Source organism: Nostoc sp. FACHB-110 (assembly GCF_014697425.1).
Lineage (GTDB): Bacteria > Cyanobacteriota > Cyanobacteriia > Cyanobacteriales > Nostocaceae > Nostoc_B.
The window spans coordinates 127,738-149,263 of the sequence record NZ_JACJRU010000004.1 but is presented as its reverse complement, the minus strand read 5'-3'; the positions used below and the strand labels follow the sequence as shown (position 1 = coordinate 149,263).

Sequence of the window (21,526 nt, the reverse complement as noted above, 5' to 3'; positions counted from 1 at the left end):
AAAAATAATTTATAAATTGAGGTATTTATGAACAGCAAGCCTGATTATAAAGCAATGTCGCCAGAGGAGTTAAGACAGTATATTTTAGAACATCGTGATGATGACGATGCTGTACACGAAGCTGTTTTACGCATTCAACAAAATGGTACAACAGTAAATACTGATGAGTTTATTGAAATAGTAAAACAACGCTTAGAAATTCAACAATGAGTCAATCATACCTGTTTGTTAGAGTAATTGTTGGGTTCCACTACCCTGTGGGAAGCCACCCTTCGGATGTCTACGTTACACCCAACCTACTATAATTACTAATACTAACCGCTTATAAATTCAACCATGATTAATCTACAAAGTGTAGGTGAAATCATTAACTAACATCCCAGGAACTAGACTTCCGCCTAATTTACGGGTTTCATAAGTGTCAACTTCGGGAATAAATTCTTGGAAATTAGTGAAATCGACTAAATTTTCTCCCCAAAAACGATAGAGGCTGTCGTCAAAGCGGAGATTTTCGATGGGTGCAATGATTTCGCCGTTTTCCACCCAAAAACAGGCGTAACGAGTCATACCTGTAATTCTACCTGTAGGGCGATCGCTCCAATTTAAATAATGTAAATTCGAGACATATAAACCTGTATATAAGTTAGATAAAATCTGCTCAAATTTCAAATTTCCGGGACTGATTTCTGGCGTGCGTAAGGTTTCCCAACTGTTAGCACCATTAGCAGTTTTTTGATATTCTTTGGCAGTCCGCGAGCTAACTAAGCTATTTACTAAGATGCCATTTTCAATAATTGCTAGCTCTGGTGCTGCCATTTCTCCTAGTTCATTAAAGCGCGGTACTAAGCCTAATTGAAAGTTTTCTTTTAAGCTAAATTTGGCAGATAACTGTTTTTCTTTGCGAGATAAAGCTGCTAAAGCACTGTTTCCTTGTTGGATATCTGCTTCACTAACAGCACCCCAAGAAAGCATTTGTAATAAATCAGCCACAGCCGCAGGTGCAAAATAGGTTTTATATTGCCCTCTAGGTAATTCTTTGGCTGGATGCGACAACAAATTGAGTTGTTTTTTGGCTTCTTTGATTTTTGTTGCGTAACTTGCTACATCCCAATTATTACCAGCAAATGTACCTTTAACAGCTTTACCAGAACTAATAAACAAGGAATAATCTAGTGTGAAAGTATCAGTTGCAAACCAATGTTTTTGTCCACTTGAATCACCATAGGCTTTAATTACTATTCCACCCGCATAAATGCCTGTAAAATCTAGTTCTGCTACTTCTGCTAAGATGCTAGAAACTACGTCATCTTGCGCTAATAAATTACTATGATGAACTTCCCGACTCGTATTGTTGCCGGAAGGCAAAACTAAATAAGGGTCAATTGGTAATATAGTTATTTCATCGCGTAATTCTTGTAAAGCTTGATGTGCTTTTTGCCAATCTTTTTCCCAATTTCCGGTAAAGGGAAACTGTCTAGAACTACTGCGTTGTTCTGCCATTAATGTTAGTTCAATCGACCCATCAGCTACACAGCCAGTTTGTCTAACTTTCGCATGATTAAACCGCGTAAATTGACTTTGTTCACTGCTGAGTTTCAGGGTAAATGCCTCATGCTCTAATTTCTTAATGAGCAGAGTTTCTAACAACTGATTAAAGCTAGATTCTAAAGCAGTTAATTCTTGTTTCATTGGTAGATTATTAATTCGTAATTCGGAATAAAGCTACAAAAGTCACACTTTTGAATTTTGACTTTTAACTTTTGACTTCTTCAACTCCCTCCCCCAAAGACTTCAACATTAGCAAATACACAAACGGGTGAACCATGTCCTACCCAAATTGCTTGATTTGGTTCACCTTTACCACAGTATGGAGTGCCGTACATTTGCCAGCTATCTTGATTGCCGATTTTGATTAAGCTGCGCCAAAATTCTGGGGTTGTGGCACGATAGTTGGGGTTGCGGAGGGTTTTTGTGAGTTTGCCATTCTCAATTAATTTGGCATATTCGCAGCCAAATTGGAATTTATAACGTCGGTCATCAATTGACCAAGAACGATTCGATTCCATGTAAACGCCGTGTTCTATATCGCTGATGATTTCTGGAAATGTGGCGTTTCCTGGCTCTAGGTTTAAGTTTGCCATGCGGTCAATTGCTGGTCGATTCCAGGAACAAGCACGAGCGCAAGCTACTCCAGGCACTCCGGCTCTCGCTTGACTTTCTAAACTGCCTAAACCCCTTTGTAATATGCCTTCTTTAATCACATATTCCCTGGTGGCAACTGCGCCAGTATCATCAAAACCATAGCTGGCATACTCACCCGGCACTGTGGGGTCAAAGGTAATGTTCATTAATGGCGAACCGTAGACTAGCTGACCAAAATCTTGGGTGGTGACAAAGCTACCGCCAGCATAGTTGCGCTCATCGCCTAAAATCCGGTCAAGTTCTAGGGGATGCCCGACGCTTTCATGAATTTGCAGCATCATTTGGTCTGGGGCTAAGACCAAGTTAGTGCAGGTATTGGGACATTCTTCTGCTGTCAACAGTTCTAGGGCTTGTTCTCCTACTTGCTGTACTCGTTGCCATAGATGTTCTTGTCTTAAAAGTTCCCATCCACCTTGATAGCAGTGTGCTTGCCAACCGTTGTTTGTACGTTGTTGGACAATTGCTCCGTCTTGAGCGATCGCACCATAGTTGTTTCCTAAAGAGATAAACTTTTGATATACTTCCGAACCGTTGCTGCTGACAAACCAGCTTTCTCGCTCACTTGTGCTGATACTGGCTGTAGTTTGCACAATTTTGTCGTGTACTTTTAGCGTCCGGCACATCCGCACCAATAAATCATTGATTTCTCCGGGACTTAGCGTGTCTAAGGGTTCCAAAAATGGCGAGTTGTATTCACCAACAACTTTCGGACGTTCGGTTTCTTTAAATGGATATATCCACCATTTACTAGCGGCGAGTGCTTGTTTATAGGCGATTTTCGCCGCAGATTCTAAAGATTCTAGTTCTAAAGAGTTGGTAGCCGCATAACCCAGACAGCCATTCACCAAAACTTCAATCATGGCTCCCTCCGTGGTAGATTTACCGTTCGCTTGGGGTATACCATCGCGCACATAACGGTTTGCGGCTGTTTCTCTGACGGCTCTGATACCAATCCAATCAGCCGGAATATGAAAACTAGCGATCGCTTTTGTTAATTCAGACCACATAATAATTTAAAGGTAAATTTCCTGATTTTGTAATTGACAATTGCGGTTTTTTATGAACTTTTTCTGCTTTGTAAATTCTATATTGGCTATCAACTAACCATATATTATGCAAGTTCTGTAATATACTCTGCTTTTCTCTAAAGCCGGAAAATTTTGATGTTTTTTAACAAAATTGGTTGTATTTGATACTAATTTGTATCCTTTAACTTTTACCCTAATCGATGTAAATTATCAGACCTGACCTGCTTTTTCAAGACTGTTCTGACCATACAGTCTCAAAGATAAATTTAGTGCAATAATGCAGAAACCAGTAATTAATTAAGAAACTAGGAAATTCAATAAAAAATTGGTTGGTAAGTAATGTCATAGAAACATAACATTACTCAGAAACATAAATTTTTAGTGATGACAGTTTACCAAAAGAATAGCTTTTGTATTTGATTTTTTTCCTCAAAAAATTGCAATGAGAGGTTTATAAAAGCTAAAATACAGTAATTGATCACACAGAATTGGCGAGTCAGAATTCAGAATTGAATTCTGTGTGACAATTACTAGATAGATTGCTATCTAATTAGTCTATTGCGCTGATTAATTATTGCTTGAGACTGGGTGTAGGGGTGTACGGGTTTTTTAAGATTAAAACCTTCATCGTGAAAACTATTCCCATTCTCAGTAGAGACTTTGTATACAACGTCTCTACTTTTTTGAATTGGTATAGCAATCTAAACATCGATGATCACTAGTTCCAACTCAGTACTCAGCACGGGCTAAACGCCCCGCTACCGCTAACAGCACTCAGCACTTAAATTAACTCCTATGCCAGCGCGTACCTTCAGGACTATCAATTAAGGTAACACCTTTGGCTTGTAGTTCATTGCGGATGCGATCGCCTTCGGCAAAATTCCGCGCTTTCCTAGCAGCTTGGCGTTGTTGAATTAAATCTTCAATTTCCGCATCACTTAAACCATCATTTACAGTAGTTTCGGCTTCTGGCTGGGCGGTTAAACCTAAAACCTCTGCTAGAGTAACGAGTGTTTGCCATTGTTTTTGCAGTTCTTCGGCGGGTGTGTCAGTTTTGCCTTCATGAACCAGGATATTTCCTTCACGACGGAGTTCTTTGGCTAATTCAAACAACACCGAGACCCCACCAGGGAAATTAAAGTCATCGTTGACAGCTTCTTTGAAACGTTCGATGTATTGAGTGCTGAGTTTTGAGTGCTGAGTGCTGAGTTGATTAATAGAAATATCTTCCCAGCCGAGTTGTTTGGCGTATTGATAACCAAACAGTAAACCTTCTTTGAGAGTGTGCCAGCCGTTGGTGGCAGCAGCGATCGCATCATCGGTAAAATCAAGAGGCTTACGATATTGTGCCATCAGGACAAACAGGCGTAATGCCATTGGATGAACACCACGATCAAGTAAGTCGCGGATGGTGGTAAAGTTGCCCAAAGATTTGGACATTTTTTCACCATCAACCTTGACCATCCCGTTGTGTAACCAGTAATTTGCTAAGGGTTTACCTGTGACGGCTTCTGATTGGGCAATTTCGTTTTCGTGGTGAGGGAAAATTAAGTCAGCACCACCAGCATGAATATCTATTGTCTCACCCAAGCGATCGCGCACCATCGCCGAGCATTCAATATGCCATCCCGGACGGCCAGCGCCCCAAGGTGATTCCCAAGCAGGTTCTCCGGGTTTGGCGGCTTTCCACAAGGCAAAATCAAAGGGGTCTTTTTTCTTTTGATACTCTGGGTCTTCTATATTAACGCGATCGCTTTTCCCCGCCTGCATATCTTCCAACTTGCGACCAGAAAGCTTACCATACTCACCAAACTGGCGCACAGCATAGTAAACATCCCCATCAGCAGGGTAAGCAAAACCTTTATTTTCCAACTCATGAATTAATCGCTGAATCCCGTTCATTGTATGTGTCGCGCGGGGATATTCATCAGCTTCTTTAATTCCTAAGCGTGCCATATCTTCAAAATATGCCTTGATGAACCGTTCCGCTACAGCTTCCATTGATGAATGTTCTTGTCGAGCGCGGTTGAGAATTTTGTCATCAACATCAGTAAAATTCTGCACATAGCGCACTTCATAACCGATAAACTGGAGATAGCGGCGCACAACATCCCAAACAATGCAAGCTCTAGCATGACCCAAATGACAGTAGTCATAGACCGTCACGCCGCAGTAATACATCTTAACCTTGCCTGGTTCGACTGTTTCAAACGGTTCTTGACGACGGGTGAGGGTATTGTAAACAGTTAGGGTCATAACAGAGTAATGCTGCAATAGAGGGATACGCAATAATAGGGTTAAGTCGCTGGAAAGTTTATCCAGCATCCCTATGCTAGTGTTTTCTGGCCTATCTGCGCTACCTTTTGTAAATGTTAGAGAAATATGAGTGAAAAGAGTTTGGATAAGGCGTATAAGGGTGTAATGATTTTAAACACCTACATCCCGACACCCTGATTTCCTTACACCCGACCCCAACGGGTAGCCGCAACTTAGAGAAGTTTGATATTTTTTGATTTGTTTGATAATCGCGTTATGCAATCAGCAGTGAATTCTGAATCTCAATCAATGGATGCGCCAAAACAAGGTTTACCAGTCACAATTATTACTGGATTTCTTGGTAGCGGCAAAACGACTTTACTAAACCATATTCTCACAAACCAACAAGGTTTAAAAACTGCCGTGTTGGTGAATGAATTTGGTGAAATTGGCATTGACAACGAGTTAATTATTGCCACCGATGATAATAACAATATGGTGGAATTAAGTAACGGTTGTATCTGCTGCACAATTAATAATGATTTAGTGGATGCCGTTTATAAAGTATTAGAACGGGAAGAAAAACTAGATTATCTAGTCGTAGAAACCACCGGACTAGCAGATCCGCTACCAGTAGCCTTAACATTTTTAGGCACAGAACTGCGAGATTTAACTCGCCTAGATTCGATTATCACGGTTGTAGATGCAGCTAATTACAGCTTAGATTTATTCAACTCCCAAGCAGCTTATAGCCAAATTGCTTACGGGGATGTGATTTTGTTGAATAAAACAGATTTGGTTGATGAAGCCACTTTGACTCAGTTAGAAGCAAAAATCAACGAAGTCAAAGAAGGTGCGAGAATTTTGCGTACCAAGCGATCGCAAGTACCACTCGCTTTAATTCTCAGTGTAGGATTATTTGAGACTGACAAATATTTTGACACCGTGGATGAGCATGATCATCATGATCATGACCATCACGACCATGACCACGACCATGACCATTCAGCCTGCGGTCATGACCACCATGACCATGACCATTCTACCTGCGGTCACGACCATCACGACCACGACCATCATCACCACCATCATTCCGACCATTTAGAAAATGATGGCTTCACTTCCATCTCCTTCCAAAGCGACAAGCCATTTTCTATTAGGAAGTTCCAATATTTCCTAGATAACCAACTACCCACCAGCATTTTCCGCGCTAAGGGTGTGATGTGGTTTGATGAAAGTCCCAAACGCCACATTTTCCACCTCTGCGGTAAACGCTTCACCTTAGATGATGACGAGTGGAAAGGCGAACCCAAAAACCAGCTGGTGCTAATTGGTCAAAATCTCGACCGCGAAACTTTAACCAAGCAAATAGAAAACTGCATATGTCTACCTTCCGTCAGTCGTGGTAAAGGCTTTGGGAAGTAAGTATGAAGTGTGAAGTCTGAAGTATGAAATATTAGTTTTTAGACTTCATACTTCATACTTCAGACTTTTATGCGCGTTATCATCCAGCGAGTGAAATCATCCCAAGTCACTGTTAACGGTGAAATCATTGGCAAAATCGGCCGAGGCTTAAATTTACTCGTAGGTATTGCTGATACAGATACAGATGCAGAACTCGACTGGATGGCGCGTAAATGCTTAGAATTGCGCCTATTTCCCGATGACGCAGGTGGAGACAGATGGCAAAAATCTGTGCAAGAAATTAACGGTGAATTGTTGGTTGTGAGTCAATTCACCCTTTATGGTGACTGTCGCAAAGGTCGCCGTCCGTCTTTTGACCGTTCCGCACCGCCTCAAACCGCAGAAGATTTATACAACAGCTTTGTTAATAAGTTACGCGCCAGTGGTTTAAGAGTCGAAACAGGCAAATTTGGCGCAACGATGCAAGTTTCCATCGAAAACGACGGCCCTGTAACCTTATTACTAGAAAGGTAACTTGGTCAATGGTCAACAGTCAAAAGGCAGAAGCCAGAAGGACAAAATTTCATACTTCAGACTTCATACTTCAGACTTCACACTTCAGACTTCACACTTCAGACTTCACACTTCACACTTCATACTTCATAGACTACTGAGTTCTAAATGATGAGAGAATATTAAATCGACGATCACAAAACTTTAAATTCTTTTATCATGGCAAAAATCCAGTTTTCTAGAGGTATTAACGAAGAAGTAGTACCAGATGTACGTTTAACTCGATCGCGTAGTGGAGATACTGGTACAGCAACATTTGTTTTTACAAATCCCAAAATTCTAGACCAAGGCAATACAGATGAAGTCACCGGGATGTATATGCTGGACGAAGAAGGCGAAATAGTTACCCGCGAAGTTAAGGTAAAATTCATCAACGGTAGAGCAGAAGCCTTAGAAGCTACTTACATTATGAAATCTTCTGATGAGTGGGATCGCTTTATGCGCTTCATGGAGCGATATGCTGAAGAAAATGGTTTGGGATTGAGTAAATCTTAAGCAAACTACTGAAGTATGAAGTGTGAAGTGTGAAGTCTGAAATAAACGCTTTAGCCTTCATCCTTCTTTTTTTTCGCAACGTAAACCATAATTTGGGAATAGTAAAAAATTCCATATTTATCGATAAAACTCATCTAAAAGTCAAAATTTTAAATCGGATGACCCAACAACCCCATCCAGATACAGATGCAATGTCGGTAACTTGCGCTATAGTTACCGTCAGCGACACACGCACCCCAGAAACAGATAAAAGTGGGCAACTAATTAAGCAATTATTATTAGAAGCAAATCATAGCATTGCCGCCTACGCAATTATTCAAGATGAACCAACGCAGATTCAAGCACAGATAGAATCGCTGGGTAAAACTGCTAATTTAGACGCAATAATTTTTAATGGTGGTACTGGTATTGCACCAAGAGATACCACTTATGATGCTATTGAAAAATTATTAGAAAAAACTCTACCGGGATTCGGAGAGATATTTAGATTTTTAAGTTATCAAGAAATAGGTTCCCGGGCGATCGCATCTCGCGCCGTTGCAGGTGTTTATCAAAATAAATTAATCTTTTCTCTCCCTGGTTCCAGCAATGCTGTGCGATTAGGTATGGAAAAGCTGATTTTGCCTGAACTGACTCATTTAGTCAGCCAAATGCGGAAATAGAGTTTAGACTGGTGAATATCTAAGTATAATCGCGCAATTATTGATAAAACTATGGAGCCTGTAGTATCACTGACAGCAGCAGCGATCGCAACCTTGGTTATTACTAAAGCTTTTGAAAAAACTGGTGAAATCATCGGCGAAAAGGCTTGGGACGAAGGCGAAAAGTTGTTAGTTCTGCTGAAACGCAAGGAACCTAGCACGGCGGAGATTATCGAACAGGCTAAAACACAACCTTTAGATTATAGTCAAGCTCATCTTATTGGGCAGCAGGTAGAGGAAGCGGCAAACAAAGACCCAGAAATTGCTCAAGCTGTTGAGACGGTGGCTAATGCTGTTAAATCTCAACCCTCTATTATTCAGAATTTTACGAACACAGTTGATAAAAATTATGGCGGGAATGTTGGGAACGTTGCTAATGACAACCGAACCCAAACTTTTAACATTTGAATACAGCCGCCCGAACAGGAACGGGTAAAGTCAAATCCTTCTACTGAAATACCGCAAAATTTGCCCCTGAGTGGGGTGGTGGAATTTGTTGGACGTGAAGCAGAATTGCAAAAACTCCACCAAATTTTGCAGGAGAATAAACAAGTAGCCATTGCTACTGTTGCTGGTATGGGTGGAGTTGGGAAAACAGAACTCGCCCTGCAATATGCCATTCAGCAACGCGAAACATATAACGGTGGGCTTTGTTGGTTGCTGGCAAAAACTGGGGATATAGGCATTCAAGTTGTGCAGTTTGCCAGAACGCAGCTTGACTTAAAGCCGCCAGAAGATTTTGATATACTCGCCCAAGTGCAATATTGCTGGCGGCGTTGGCGTGAAGGTGATGTGCTGCTAGTGCTGGATGATGTCAGCGACTACGAGGAAGTTAAGCCTTACTTTCAGTCCCTACCTTCTCGGTTTAAAGTGTTGATGACTACACGCCAGAACTTGGGACGCATCCCACAGTTATCTTTGGATGTACTGCAACCAGAGGCGGCGCTAGAGTTGTTGAGGTCTTTACTCAAAGAAACACCAGAGCGAATTGAGCGAGAATTAGCTGTAGCAAATCAGTTGTGTGAATGGCTAGGATATTTACCTTTGGGTGTGGAATTAGTGGGGCGCTATCTGGCGCGGAAACAGGATTTATCTCTAACAGAAATGTTGCGGCGGTTGCAGAACAAGCGACTAGATGAGCGTTCCCTGTCTAAATCTAAGTCGGAAGCCGATATGACAGCACAACGAGGTGTGTTAGCAGCCTTTGAATTGAGTTGGCAAGAATTAGAAGACGACGATAAGCAACTGGGCTGTTTATTGAGTTTATTTGCCGCCGCACCCATACCTTGGAAGTTGGTAGAACAGTGTTTACCAGAAGAAGATGTCGAAGATTTAGAAGAGATTAGAGACGATAGCTTGCTGAATCTACATTTACTCCAGCGCAAAGGTGAGGGAGTTTACCAATTGCATCCACTGTTGCGGCAGTTTTTCCAATATAAGTGTACAGGGTTAGATAAAGTAGAGGAATTAAAGCGATTGCTCTGCGGCGTAATGGTAGAGGTTGCTAAAGATATTCCTAAAACTCCCATTCTTGAGCAAATCACCGCCGCCACCCTCGCAATACCTCATTTAGCTGAGGTAGCAAACAATCTCATTCAATATATAGCCGATGAAGATTTAACTTGGGCATTCATTGGTAATGCTCGATTTTACAGTGGTCAGGGATTGTATGAGCAGGCAGCACCTTGGTATGAGCAGTGTCTAGAAGTTATCAAAAAACGCTTGGGAGAAGAACATCCAGATGTCGCCACTAGCTTCAACAACCTAGCGTTACTCTACAACTCCCAAGGCAGATACAGCGAAGCCGAACCCCTTTTTATCCAAGCTTTGGCACTCTCACGCAAACTGCTGGGAGAAGAACATCCAGATGTCGCCACTAGCTTCAACAACCTAGCGTTACTCTACAACTACCAAGGCAGATACAGCGAAGCCGAATCCCTTTACATCCAAGCTTTGGCACTCTGGCGCAAGCTGCTGGGAGATGAACATCCAGATGTCGCCACTAGCTTCAACAACCTAGCGACACTCTACAAGTCCCAAGGCAGATACAGCGAAGCCGAATCCCTTTACATCCAAGCTTTGGCACTCAGGCGCAAACTCCTGGGAGAAGAACATCCATCTGTCGCACTTAGCCTCAACCACCTAGCAGCACTCTACAAGTCCCAAGGCAAATACAGCGAAGCCGAACCCCTTTTTATCCAAGCTTTGGCACTGTGGCGCAAACTGCTGGGAGAAGAACATCCATCTGTCGCACTTAGCCTCAACAACCTAGCGGGACTCTACGGTTCCCAAGGCAAATACAGCGAAGCCGAACCCCTTTTTATCCAAGCTTTGGCACTGTGGCGCAAACTGCTGGGAGATGAACATCCAGATGTCGCCACTAGCTTCAACAACCTAGCAGCACTCTACAACTACCAAGGCAGATACAGCGAAGCCGAACCCCTTTACATCCAAGCTTTAGCACTCAGGCGCAAGCTGCTGGGAGATGAACATCCAGATGTCGCCACTAGCTTCAACAACCTAGCAGCACTCTACAACTACCAAGGCAGATACAGCGAAGCCGAACCCCTTTACATCCAAGCTTTAGCACTCAGGCGCAAGCTGCTGGGAGATGAACATCCATCTGTCGCCACTAGCTTCAACAACCTAGCGACACTCTACTACTCCCAAGGGAAATACAGTGAAGCCGAACCCTTGTACATCCAAGCTTTGGCACTGTGGCGCAAACTCCTGGGTGAAGAACATCCATCTGTCGCACTTAGCCTCAACAACCTAGCCTATCTCTACTACTCCCAAGGGAAATACAGTGAAGCCGAACCCTTGTACATCCAAGCTTTGGCACTGTGGCGCAAACTCCTGGGTGAAGAACATCCTGATGTTGCACTTAGCCTCAACAACCTAGCGGGACTCTACGGTTCCCAAGGCAAATACAGCGAAGCCGAACCCTTGTACATCCAAGCTTTGACACTGCGGCGCAAACTTCTGGGCGAAGAACATCCGGATGTCGCAAAAACCCTCAACTGCCTCGCGTTACTCTACGATTCCCAAAGAAAATACAACGAAGCCGAACCTTTGTACATACAAGCATTAGATATTTTTGAGCGACGGTTAGGCGCAAATCATCCAAATACTGTTGCTGTGCGTGGAAATTTAGCATATTTGCGCGCTCGCCTCACCTCAGAACAGTAAAATTCAAGTTCTCAGCCTCATCAATCAAGCTTTTATCTCTAAGGTTCGCGTTCCGAACTCGAAGTTTCATGTTTTAAACAAGAATGTTCCTGTTCCAAGTGAGAACATTCCTGTTTCAAGTGAGAACGTTCTTGTTTCAAGTGAGAACGTTCCTGTTTCAAGCGAGAATCTTCTTGTTCCAAACGAGAATATTCTTGTTCTGAGGTGAAATGATGGTGTTATGAGGGCGATCTCTCTACCTTTTAGCTCGAAGTTTCTCGTTCGCAGGTGGAATGGTGGTGTTCTGGGGGCGATCGTCTCAACTTACAACAGTAAAATCCAAACTTAAATTATAGAATGATGCGCGATCGCTCTTCAAGAGTTTAGAGGGGCAAAATCTAAATCTACAGTTAATAAAATTCTCCCTTCTGCACGAGCTTTAATTAAAATTTCGTTATCTGGTAGCCTTTGCAAACCTTCATCGCGCAAATGCACAACATCATAACCACCACTACACAACCAAGATACAGTACGTAGTGAAATTCCCATATCTGCTAAAAACTTCATTCTGACTTACTAAGCACTTTTGAAGGGATAAACTTGCTCTTGAGTCAACTATGCTGCATAAAGTAGAGATTCACGGATATCCTCTGGTTCTAAATCTGGATATTCTTCTAAAATTTCCTCTACAGGTTTGCCATTAGCTACTAAATTAACGACAAGAGAAACCGGAATCCGCATACCACGAATACAAGCTTGTCCTGCCATAATGTTACGGTCAAATGTAATTCTGCTCAGATTTAACATAAAATTACTTAAATTCTTTCTAAAAGATACATCTTCCCTGAGCAGTTGAGCGTAATAATTGAGTTTCATCACTAGCATCCAAAGGCATCCAATCATTGGGAGTGCGAGTGACATCATGCCCTCTAGTTACTAATGCTGAATGCAGCGATTTACTTGAGGTATCTGCATCTAGATGAAGCTTGAGTTTAACCATTCGCAATTTCTAAGGATTGCTCAGATGCGATCGCCGCGTCAATCTGCTCTTTATTTACTGCATAAAAACTTAAAGCTTCTCTTACCTGTGCTTCGGTAAGTTCATACTCATTAGTAATTTCGCTGGGATTCATACCCCATTTTTGGGAAGCGATGACTACAGTCTGCACCCTAATTCCTGTTCCTTTAATAATTGGCACAAGTTGTCCATCTGTCCCCTGGCGATAAGCAATTTGTGGAAAAGATGCTTTGAGGGTACTTACTTTTTCTGTTACAGCCCAAAGAATAAATTGGTCAAGGGAAACGCCCTGACTTTGCGCTAATTGCTCAACTTCATACTTCAATTGGTCAGGTAGATTTAGAGCATATACTGTCATTTTTAATCTCTAGTTTCTGGCTCTAGAAACATCATATTGTAAATCTAGATAAAAGATTGTTATTCAAATCAATAAAAAAGAACCCCCAAAACTTCGAGGGTTCTTTTTGTTAAATCAGTTTTTTAAAGAATTTAGAAAGGTGCGATCGCTAAACAAATTACCGCTAAAATCGCAGCTACTACATAAAATACAGCCACAACTTGTAATTCTGACCAGCCACCCAACTCTAAATGATGATGTAGAGGAGCCATTCTAAACAAGCGCTTGCCTTTACCATCTGGGCCTTTTGTCGCTTTGTAATAAGCTACTTGGGCCATTACAGACAGGGTTTCCACAAAGAAGATACCGCTAAGAATAAATAACGCTACCAAGCTGTTAGTTAACAGTGCCACCGCCGCTAACGCACCACCCAAAGCCAGGGAACCAGTATCACCCATAAATACGCGGGCTGGGTTGCGGTTGTGTGCCAAGAAACCTAAGCAACTGCCGCTTAAAGCTGCACAGAAAACCATCAATGGTAGGGAAGTTGGGGCAACTATAGCACCTAAAGCTAGAAGTGCGATCGCTACAGTTCCACCAGCAAGACCATCAATACCATCAGTTAAATTAGTAGCATTACTCTCTGCCACCAGAACAAAACCAGCCAAGGGCCAAAACAGGAAACTTAAAGGCAGTGCAAAGCTCACCCAAGGCAAAGCAATACTTGTAACATTAGCAGGTTGATTAAACATTAACCATAGACAAAACATCGCTGCAAAACCAATTTGCAAAGCTAGCTTCATCTTAGGAGAAATACCTTTATTTGATTTGCGGCGGAGAATTTGCCAGTCATCAATCCAACCGATAAAACCGTAGCTGAGGGTTAATGCGGAGACAGCAACAACCTCTGTGGCAAAGTTAGACATTACACAAGCAACGATCGCAGCAACAGGGATGAAGAAGATTCCACCCATTGTTGGTGTGCCTGCTTTTTTCAAATGGGCTTGCGGGCCATCTTCGCGGATAATTTGTCCAGTTTTCAGTGCTTGTAATAAAGGCACTACTACATAGCCCACAGCCGCCGAAATCACCGCACACAACAACAAAGGCATGGTGAGTGATGTACCTTGCCAAGGCAATCTACCGCCCATCCAATCAAAAATCACTGCTGCTAAACCTAGCCCGGTGGCTAAGGTAGAAGCCAGACCGATACCAGAAATGTTCAATCCTTGGTTAGGAGATATTTTAGCGTCCACAGAATCTTCCCTTCACTCCACACTACATAAATTTCCATACAGGGACGACAGCTATCACCAAGTCCCTAGCCGCAGGGGGCTAATCTTCGTCAATAGTTATATCGTCATCATCATCATCAAGGTAGTCAGCAATGCCATCTTCTCCACCGAGAAAATCTGAAATTTCTTCGTTTTCTTCTTCAGAAAAATCAGGTTCATGAATATCACGCGCTATCAGACGACCATTTGATTGCAACCAATCTAAAAGGGAGGACTCTTGTTTTAATGGAATAACAGCAGCGCGTTGATTGCGGGGTTCTTCACGTAAGGGAGAATTCAACATATCGACGGAGAAACAAAATGTTTATGTTACCAGACATTAAGCAGTCTATCACTTGAAAAGGAATAATTTAGTTATTTATCAATTCAAGTCGTGGCAGCTTAAATCCGTAAGCTAGCCAAAATATTTTATTTAATAGTGGTAATACAGGTAGAAATAAATTCTTAAAAATTTTTCTAGCTTTATACATAGGGCATCAATATTAAACCTAGGGTGGATGAATTTCACACATTCTTGATTGGGGGTAATAAACAATGATGGGAAAGGCGGCTTTAATTGATGCGATCGCTCCAACAAATCGCGGTTTGCTGGCTAATGAGCTACAAAGACAAGCCATTTTAGCGGCGATCGCCAATTTAGAAGACCTCAATCCTACACCACGTCCGGTGGAGGCTGCTAATTTGCTTGATGGCAATTGGCAATTACTTTATACCACTAGCAAAGCCCTTTTAAACCTAGATCGTTTACCTTTTTGTAAACTTGGTCAAATTTATCAATGTATTCGCTCAGAAACTACTAGCGTTTACAATATTGCTGAAATTTATGGCTTACCTTATCTCGAAGGATTAGTCAGCGTAGCAGCTAAATTTGAGCCAGTATCAGGTCGGCGTGTCCAGGTAAAATTTAATCGCTCTATTATAAGTTTGCAACGTCTAATTGACTACAATTCTCCCGAATATTTTATTCACCAAATTGAATCAGGTAAAAAGTTTACGGGAATCGATCTGCCCATCAGCAGCGAAAACCAACAAGGTTGGTTAGACATTACGTATATAGATGACAACCTGCGTATTGGCAGGGGTAACGAGGGTAGTGTGTTTGTTTTGAGAAGAACATAACATTTTTGTGAAATTGTGTATTTGCGAACGAAGTTATTCCATCATGTGCGCTTTGTCAAGTAGGGTCTAACCCTATTTTAGAGATGAACCCTTCTTAGAGAACCTAACATGAGGAAGATATCAAGCTGGAAAAAAAACTGATGAAGTATGGAATTTCATCCTTTTACCTTCTGCCTTCTACCTGCTGAGTGCTGCCTCTTGCCTGTTGACCAATAACAAATCAGATAAATAACTTAACAAACCTTCTAGCAGCGACCTTCAGGTTGTAGAGTGAAATCAATTAGCCATATATATCGGCCATTGATAACTAAAAGGGAAGATAATCATGGTTCAACGTGGTTCTAAAGTTCGTATTCTCCGCCCAGAATCCTACTGGTTCCAAGATGTTGGAACTGTAGCTTCAATCGATCAAAGCGGCATCAAGTACCCAGTAATTGTCCGTTTTGAAAAGGTAAATTACTCTGGTATTAATACCAATAACTTTGCCTTAGATGAATTAGTCGAAACAGAAGCACCCAAGGCTAAACCTAAAAAATAAGCAGCAAAGCCAAAAGGGGATTCTTTAATGGGATGATGAAGGGAAGCTTTAAGTATGTAGAACGAAGCATAAAGATTCGATTCTCCAATACTTCATCTCAGCCTACTCTAAGTAAAAGAAACTGCCCTGCGGGTATTTACGGTTTCTTTATCTTAGGATAGATATCCACCGATCGTTGTGTACAACACTTCCTTTCATCTTTCCTGACCCCTAAATAAATTGCTTGCTTAATCAGTTTGAATGCCTGAACTGCCTGAAGTTGAAACAGTCCGTCGGGGTCTTAATCAATTGACCCTGAATCAAACAATCGCGGGTGGAGATGTGTTGCTAAATCGCACCATCGCCTACCCGTTTTCTGTTGATGAGTTTATTCACGGAATTAAAGACAGTGCCATCACAACATGGCATCGTCGCGGTAAATATCTACTTGCTGAATTTTCCCCTTCTGCTGGCTACCTTGGAGTGCATCTGAGGATGACAGGCCAATTGTTGTGGCTGCATCGTGATGAACCACTGCACAAGCACACAAGAGTCAGAATATTTTTTGGGGATCAACAGGAATTACGCTTTGTAGACCAACGCACCTTTGGTCAAATGTGGTGGGTTCCCCCTCAAGTTGCAGTAGAAAAGGTGATGACTGGTTTAGCCAAATTAGCGGCTGATCCCTTTTCACCAGAGTTCACAGTTGAGTATCTCGCTGATAAACTAAAAAACCGCCGCCGTCCGATTAAAACCGCATTACTAGACCAATCTGTCGTCGCCGGGTTAGGTAACATCTACGCTGATGAAGCATTATTTAAATGTGGCGTGTTACCAGAAACTCTGTGTACAGATTTGCAACTAGAGCAAATTCAGCAATTACGCCAAGTCATCATTGAAGTATTAGAAACCAGTATTGCTGCTGGTGGTACAACCTTTAGCAACTTTCTCAACGTTAAGGGGATAAACGGTAACTATGGTGGTGTCGCCTGGGTTTACAACCGTGCTGGGGAACCTTGCCGGGTTTGTAGCAATGTTATCCAGCGAATTAGATTAGGTGGGCGTTCTAGTCATTTCTGCCCGCAGTGTCAGCGTTAGTCAGCCTTACGGCTAGGTGTCAGGGTGTAAGGGTGTAGGTATTAAAAAACTTACACCCTTACACCCTTACCCCTATACCCCTTTCTTATAGCAAGCTAAAATCCTCTATGAGACTACCTGAAAACTTGAGAGGGGTATTTATGCCAGTTAAAAGAGGCGATGTAGTTCGTGCTGTACGTGAGAAGTTAGAAAATAGTTTAGAAGCTAAGGCTAGTGATACTCGTTTTCCTGCCTATTTATTTGAAACTGAGGGTGAAGTTGTAGATATCAAAGGTGATTATGCCCTCGTGAAGTTTGGACAAGTACCTACACCTAATATTTGGCTACGCTTAGATCAATTAGCAGGAGCTAAGTAACGCTTCCATGTTCTGACGAAAGGTTGTGGTTGACGCAGTTTAGACAAATCACAATTTTAGGTGGGTTATGCCCACCTTTTTAGTTTGAAAGTTACGATCGCAGTTTTTCACTATATATATAGTAGTGATCCCCAATTCTCTTTGGTGTAATGAGTGCTACAACCTAAGTTAAGAATTAGGAATTAAATTTATGGCTTCTTTTATACCTTGCCATTTACCGCGCGTCACTATTGTTGGTGCTGGTAGAGTTGGTAGCACTCTCGCCCAACGTATTGCTGAGAAAAATTTAGCGGATGTTGTGTTACTCGATATCGTCGAGGGTATACCGCAAGGGTTGGCACTGGATTTATTAGAAGCTAGAGGAATTGAACTGCATAATCGTCAGATTATCGGTACGAATGATTATGCTGATACGGCTAATTCGGAAATTGTCGTGATTACCGCCGGAATTCCGCGTAAACCGGGAATGAGTCGGGATGATTTGCTGAGAACCAATGCCAAGATAGTAGTCGAAGCTGCGAAAAATGCGATCGCATATTCGCCTAATGCAATTTTTATTATTGTCACCAACCCTTTAGATGTGATGACTTATTTAGCTTGGCAAGCTACAGGTTTACCACGCGATCGCATCATGGGTATGGCTGGCGTGTTAGACTCAGCCAGGTTTGAAACTTTCATTGCTTTAGAATTGGGAGTTTTACCTGCGGATGTCAAGGCGATGGTATTAGGTAGTCATGGCGATTTGATGGTTCCATTATCTCGTTATGCCACAGTTAATGGGGTTCCGATTACTGAATTATTAGATGAAAGTACAATTAATCGCTTAATAGAAAGAACCCGCAACGGTGGCGCAGAAATTGTGGAATTAATGCAGACAGGTGGTGCTTTTTTTGCTCCTGCATCTGCGACAAGTGTGATGGTAGAATCAATATTATTAAATCAATCGCGGCTGTTACCAATTGCAACTTATTTGCAAGGTGAATATGGTTTAGAAGATGTCGTGATTGGTGTGCCTTGCCGCTTGGGTTACAGTGGTATTGAAAGTATTGTAGAGTTAAATCTCAGCGATAACGAAAGAGAAGCTTTGCATACTTCAGCTAAATCTGTGCGGAAAAATATCGAGCGATCGCAAGAAATGTTAGTGGTGAAGTGATTTTACTTTATACAGATATTAGTAATCAACAAATTTTCAATCATGACATTTCTCAAAATGTAATTTGATTGACATATATACAAACGTCACTGTACTCATAGTGGCGTTTTTTGTATTAGCTATTTTTCTGGAATATTCAGCAATTACGCGGTTATTTTTTACTCTTGCAATAATTTAAAAATAAACAGTCACTACGATGTTTTTTGCCAATAAAAATACTCAATATGCCAACAAACAATTTAGCTCAAACGAAAACTCGCCTTCTTTTAGCTTTGTGGGATTTGGGAGGATCGCAGCAAGAAGTTAAAAAAGGTCAATTGACCAAGCGGATAGTTTCTAAAGGCAATAAAGCAGCAGATTACCAGGGTGTGTTTGAGGAATTACGGAACCAGGGAGCAATCGCAATTTCCAAAACTGGGTACTCTCTGGCATATCCCAAAGGTTTAGAGGTACTAGGTGAAGGTTTGAGAAGTTCTGACTTTAGGTTTGATGGAACTATTGTTGGAACTTGGGCTGCAAATGCACTAGTGAAATGGATTAGTGGAATCAGTGGCACAGTTGCTAGTACATCTGCATCAAATAATGGTAGGAAGAGTGCGATCGCTTCTTATGAAGAGTTTAAGTCAACAATGCTAGAAGTCTACGACAAATTGAATTATGAATACAACTTCAATCATCTAGTACCAATTTATCGGATTAGAAGACAAGTAGGCGATCGCTTAAGCCGTACAGAATTTAATGATTGGCTGCTAGAAATGCAAGCTGACGATATTTTACAACTACAAGGCGGAACGATAGAAGATAACGCACCTGACAAAATAGAAGATTCCATCAGTACCAGGCTGAATGGATTACGCTGCTATGCCATACGTTTATAAGCTTAGACTTGATTTCGACCTTTCAAACATTAATGTCATAAAAATATGCTTGCAAACACATCTACCATTGACGAACTGATTAGAAATCACAACCCTTTTGCTGGGAATATAGTTGTTAGAACTCAACAAATATGGGGTAAAAGTTTTCCTGATGTGCCTTCAATTAATGCTCATGCTTCTGATGCCGTTTTTAACGCAATTGAAAAAATTCGTAAGGGACAAGGCGAAACTGTAGGTATCACAATTGCATCTGAGAGGGGTGCTGGTAAAAGCCATATTATTAGTCGAATTCGTCACCGTCTTCAAGCTCAAAATGATAGTTTATTTATTTACATGAGTAAATATGATGACTTAAATATAATTAAATCTCAATTTTTGCTAAGTATTGCCTCAAGTCTTAGAGCTTTTGGCAGCAAACAAGTAATGCAATGGCAAGAAATCGCAGCCGCTTTAATCAACGAATTAAAATCATGGAATTACACAGCAGAATATTATATCAGCCAATATCCAGCTTGGTTAAACAAATACTCAAATGAATTAATTGAACAATTTACGAAGCTTATTCAACCAATTAAGCCTCAAATAACTAATCCTTATATCATTAAAGCAATTTTGTGGACGCTTTCTCCAAACCATGTTAATTACGCAAGTCATTGGTTATCAGGATTGGAATTAGATCCAAAACAAGCTGAATTTATGGGTCTAGTAAATCATAAAAATGAGAATAGAGAAGTTGAGGCATTAAATCTCGTTCGCCAAATTTTGGATATAACTAGTGATTACAAAATACCTATTATTTGCTTTGATGAATTAGACAATTTGGAAGTTTCAGACTCTGGTTTTACGACAGCACAGGTTATAGCAAACCTAGTTAAGGATATGTATAACAGTCTGAAAAAAGGAATTTTTGTTTTGACAATGTACCGCGAAACTTGGGAGGAGCAAATTAAGTTATTACCCCAAGCTGAGGCTGTGATGGATAGATTAGCTAGTAATCAAGTTGATAGACTACCTATACGATTAAATTTTTTAAACTCTGATGATGTAGTTGCAATAACTCGTCAATGGTTACAAGATTTTTATCAAGAACATAAACAAACTCCTCCTCATCCTCTATATCCATTTGATGAAAAACAACTTCGAGAACTGGGTAAAGAAAGGCCTACTGTTAGGTCAGTTTTAAAATGGTGTGCAGAAAATTTTAGTGATCCCCCACCTCCAAAGACAAAAATTGAAAGCTACTATCAGCAGGAGTTAGCAGAGGTGAATGAAGATATTGACGAAATATTAGAAGATGAAGAAACAATTTCCAATGCCCTTTGGTTATCTTTTTCTAGCTTAATTGGACAAACTATAGATGAATTTACAATTGAATCAATTGAAGATATAGAACCTAGTGCAGCTAATAATGGCTTTATGGATTTCAAAATCATTGGAAAATTAGTTGGCAGAAGAAGAAGAGAAAAAATTGGAGTAGATGTAGTCCAGCAAGACGGTGCAAATATAGGTGCAGCATTGAAACGACTTATTGACTATGAAACATTTAACTTAACTCGTGGTTGCTTAGTTCGCTCAAACGTTATTAGGCCAGGTGCAACAGTAGCTAAAGAGAAATTAAAACTATTATTAGATAGGAGAAAGGGTGGAAAGTGGGTAGCATTACAGAGTGTAGATATTCAAAGCCTTATCGCTATCACATGGGTTTACTGGGGTAGTGAGAATTACGGTATCACAGGCGAAAATGAAATTTTAGAGTTTCAAAATCAAGTTTTAGATTTTATGGATGAGAAAAAAATAGCTGTAAATAATCCTCTTATTAGAGAAATTTTGAAGCCTCCTTCTTATGATCATTGGATTGATAATGAATTCCCTATTGCCATTCCTCAGCCTATGGTTAACGCAGAATAGTATTTTATTAAACTGATCAC

23 protein-coding genes are annotated in these 21,526 nt (G+C 41.1%); 14 read left to right on the top strand and 9 right to left on the bottom strand.

What is annotated here, in order from left to right:
• The first annotated feature begins 27 nt into the window (after window positions 1-27).
• Window positions 28-210, top strand: coding sequence for a DUF6887 family protein (locus H6G69_RS06430; RefSeq protein WP_190683384.1), 183 nt, complete (start codon window positions 28-30; stop codon window positions 208-210).
• 135 nt (window positions 211-345) lie between these two features.
• Here H6G69_RS06430 and H6G69_RS06425 read toward each other — a convergent pair whose 3' ends face one another.
• The 3 genes from H6G69_RS06425 to cysS form a co-directional block, all read right to left on the bottom strand.
• Window positions 346-1,689, bottom strand: a complete 1,344-nt coding sequence (locus H6G69_RS06425; protein WP_190683382.1) for a TldD/PmbA family protein — start codon at window positions 1,687-1,689, stop codon at window positions 346-348.
• Window positions 1,690-1,769: 80 nt separating this feature from the next.
• On the bottom strand, window positions 1,770-3,209 hold the full coding sequence (locus tag H6G69_RS06420; RefSeq protein ID WP_190683379.1) for a TldD/PmbA family protein: 1,440 nt from the start codon (window positions 3,207-3,209) through the stop codon (window positions 1,770-1,772).
• An 807-nt stretch (window positions 3,210-4,016) separates the two neighbouring features.
• A complete protein-coding gene (gene cysS, locus H6G69_RS06415) occupies window positions 4,017-5,486 on the bottom strand; it encodes a cysteine--tRNA ligase (RefSeq protein ID WP_190683376.1) in 1,470 nt (489 codons plus the stop codon).
• 276 nt (window positions 5,487-5,762) lie between these two features.
• Here cysS and H6G69_RS06410 point away from each other — a divergent pair, with 276 nt between their 5' ends.
• The 6 genes from H6G69_RS06410 (at window position 5,763) to H6G69_RS06385 (ending at window position 11,848) form a co-directional block, all read left to right on the top strand.
• On the top strand, window positions 5,763-6,911 hold the full coding sequence (locus H6G69_RS06410; RefSeq protein ID WP_190683374.1) for a GTP-binding protein: 1,149 nt from the start codon (window positions 5,763-5,765) through the stop codon (window positions 6,909-6,911).
• Between the two features lie 69 nt (window positions 6,912-6,980).
• A complete protein-coding gene (dtd, locus tag H6G69_RS06405; protein ID WP_190683371.1) occupies window positions 6,981-7,424 on the top strand; it encodes a D-aminoacyl-tRNA deacylase in 444 nt (147 codons plus the stop codon).
• 198 nt (window positions 7,425-7,622) lie between these two features.
• Complete coding sequence (gene psb28 / locus H6G69_RS06400; RefSeq protein WP_190683369.1) at window positions 7,623-7,958, top strand: photosystem II reaction center protein Psb28; 336 nt, start codon at window positions 7,623-7,625, stop codon at window positions 7,956-7,958.
• A gap of 158 nt (window positions 7,959-8,116) precedes the next feature.
• The gene (locus H6G69_RS06395; RefSeq protein ID WP_190683366.1) at window positions 8,117-8,620 is read left to right on the top strand and encodes a molybdenum cofactor biosynthesis protein B; all 504 of its coding nucleotides are present in this window, start codon (window positions 8,117-8,119) and stop codon (window positions 8,618-8,620) included.
• Window positions 8,621-8,671: 51 nt separating this feature from the next.
• The gene (locus H6G69_RS06390; protein ID WP_190683363.1) at window positions 8,672-9,067 is read left to right on the top strand and encodes a hypothetical protein; all 396 of its coding nucleotides are present in this window, start codon (window positions 8,672-8,674) and stop codon (window positions 9,065-9,067) included.
• 78 nt (window positions 9,068-9,145) lie between these two features.
• Complete coding sequence (locus H6G69_RS06385; protein ID WP_397326891.1) at window positions 9,146-11,848, top strand: tetratricopeptide repeat protein; 2,703 nt, start codon at window positions 9,146-9,148, stop codon at window positions 11,846-11,848.
• Window positions 11,849-12,202: 354 nt separating this feature from the next.
• Here H6G69_RS06385 and H6G69_RS06380 read toward each other — a convergent pair whose 3' ends face one another.
• The 6 genes from H6G69_RS06380 to H6G69_RS06355 all read right to left on the bottom strand — a co-directional run bounded on the left by H6G69_RS06380 (window position 12,203) and on the right by H6G69_RS06355 (window position 14,760).
• Complete coding sequence (locus H6G69_RS06380) at window positions 12,203-12,394, bottom strand: DUF5615 family PIN-like protein (protein ID WP_190683362.1); 192 nt, start codon at window positions 12,392-12,394, stop codon at window positions 12,203-12,205.
• A 48-nt stretch (window positions 12,395-12,442) separates the two neighbouring features.
• Window positions 12,443-12,634 (bottom strand): DUF433 domain-containing protein, encoded by a 192-nt coding sequence (locus H6G69_RS06375; RefSeq protein ID WP_190683359.1) that lies wholly within the window; start codon window positions 12,632-12,634, stop codon window positions 12,443-12,445.
• Window positions 12,635-12,653: 19 nt separating this feature from the next.
• Window positions 12,654-12,827, bottom strand: coding sequence for a hypothetical protein (locus H6G69_RS06370; RefSeq protein WP_190683759.1), 174 nt, complete (start codon window positions 12,825-12,827; stop codon window positions 12,654-12,656).
• Window positions 12,820-13,203 (bottom strand): DUF433 domain-containing protein, encoded by a 384-nt coding sequence (locus tag H6G69_RS06365; protein ID WP_190683356.1) that lies wholly within the window; start codon window positions 13,201-13,203, stop codon window positions 12,820-12,822. The genes H6G69_RS06370 and H6G69_RS06365 overlap by 8 nt, the downstream gene beginning before the upstream one ends.
• 131 nt (window positions 13,204-13,334) lie before the next feature.
• A complete protein-coding gene (mraY, locus tag H6G69_RS06360; protein WP_190683324.1) occupies window positions 13,335-14,438 on the bottom strand; it encodes a phospho-N-acetylmuramoyl-pentapeptide-transferase in 1,104 nt (367 codons plus the stop codon).
• Between the two features lie 79 nt (window positions 14,439-14,517).
• Window positions 14,518-14,760: a DUF3134 domain-containing protein gene (locus H6G69_RS06355; protein ID WP_190683320.1), complete on the bottom strand. Its 243-nt coding sequence runs from the start codon at window positions 14,758-14,760 to the stop codon at window positions 14,518-14,520.
• Window positions 14,761-15,011: 251 nt separating this feature from the next.
• On the opposite strand from H6G69_RS06355, the gene H6G69_RS06350 reads away from it, so the two are divergent.
• The 7 genes from H6G69_RS06350 to H6G69_RS06320 all read left to right on the top strand — a co-directional run bounded on the left by H6G69_RS06350 (window position 15,012) and on the right by H6G69_RS06320 (window position 21,506).
• Window positions 15,012-15,596 carry a PAP/fibrillin family protein gene (locus tag H6G69_RS06350; protein WP_190683318.1) on the top strand — a complete coding sequence of 195 codons (585 nt, stop codon included), beginning with the start codon at window positions 15,012-15,014 and terminating at the stop codon, window positions 15,594-15,596.
• A gap of 325 nt (window positions 15,597-15,921) precedes the next feature.
• On the top strand, window positions 15,922-16,134 hold the full coding sequence (locus H6G69_RS06345; RefSeq protein ID WP_190683315.1) for a photosystem I reaction center subunit IV: 213 nt from the start codon (window positions 15,922-15,924) through the stop codon (window positions 16,132-16,134).
• Between the two features lie 240 nt (window positions 16,135-16,374).
• Complete coding sequence (locus tag H6G69_RS06340) at window positions 16,375-17,211, top strand: DNA-formamidopyrimidine glycosylase (RefSeq protein WP_190683312.1); 837 nt, start codon at window positions 16,375-16,377, stop codon at window positions 17,209-17,211.
• Window positions 17,212-17,351: 140 nt separating this feature from the next.
• Window positions 17,352-17,567, top strand: a complete 216-nt coding sequence (locus tag H6G69_RS06335) for an NAD(P)H-quinone oxidoreductase subunit O (protein ID WP_190683309.1) — start codon at window positions 17,352-17,354, stop codon at window positions 17,565-17,567.
• A 190-nt stretch (window positions 17,568-17,757) separates the two neighbouring features.
• A complete protein-coding gene (mdh, locus tag H6G69_RS06330) occupies window positions 17,758-18,720 on the top strand; it encodes a malate dehydrogenase (RefSeq protein WP_190683306.1) in 963 nt (320 codons plus the stop codon).
• A 224-nt stretch (window positions 18,721-18,944) separates the two neighbouring features.
• Complete coding sequence (locus tag H6G69_RS06325) at window positions 18,945-19,598, top strand: hypothetical protein (protein ID WP_190683303.1); 654 nt, start codon at window positions 18,945-18,947, stop codon at window positions 19,596-19,598.
• Between the two features lie 45 nt (window positions 19,599-19,643).
• Complete coding sequence (locus H6G69_RS06320) at window positions 19,644-21,506, top strand: hypothetical protein (RefSeq protein WP_190683300.1); 1,863 nt, start codon at window positions 19,644-19,646, stop codon at window positions 21,504-21,506.
• Window positions 21,507-21,526: the final 20 nt, after the last annotated feature.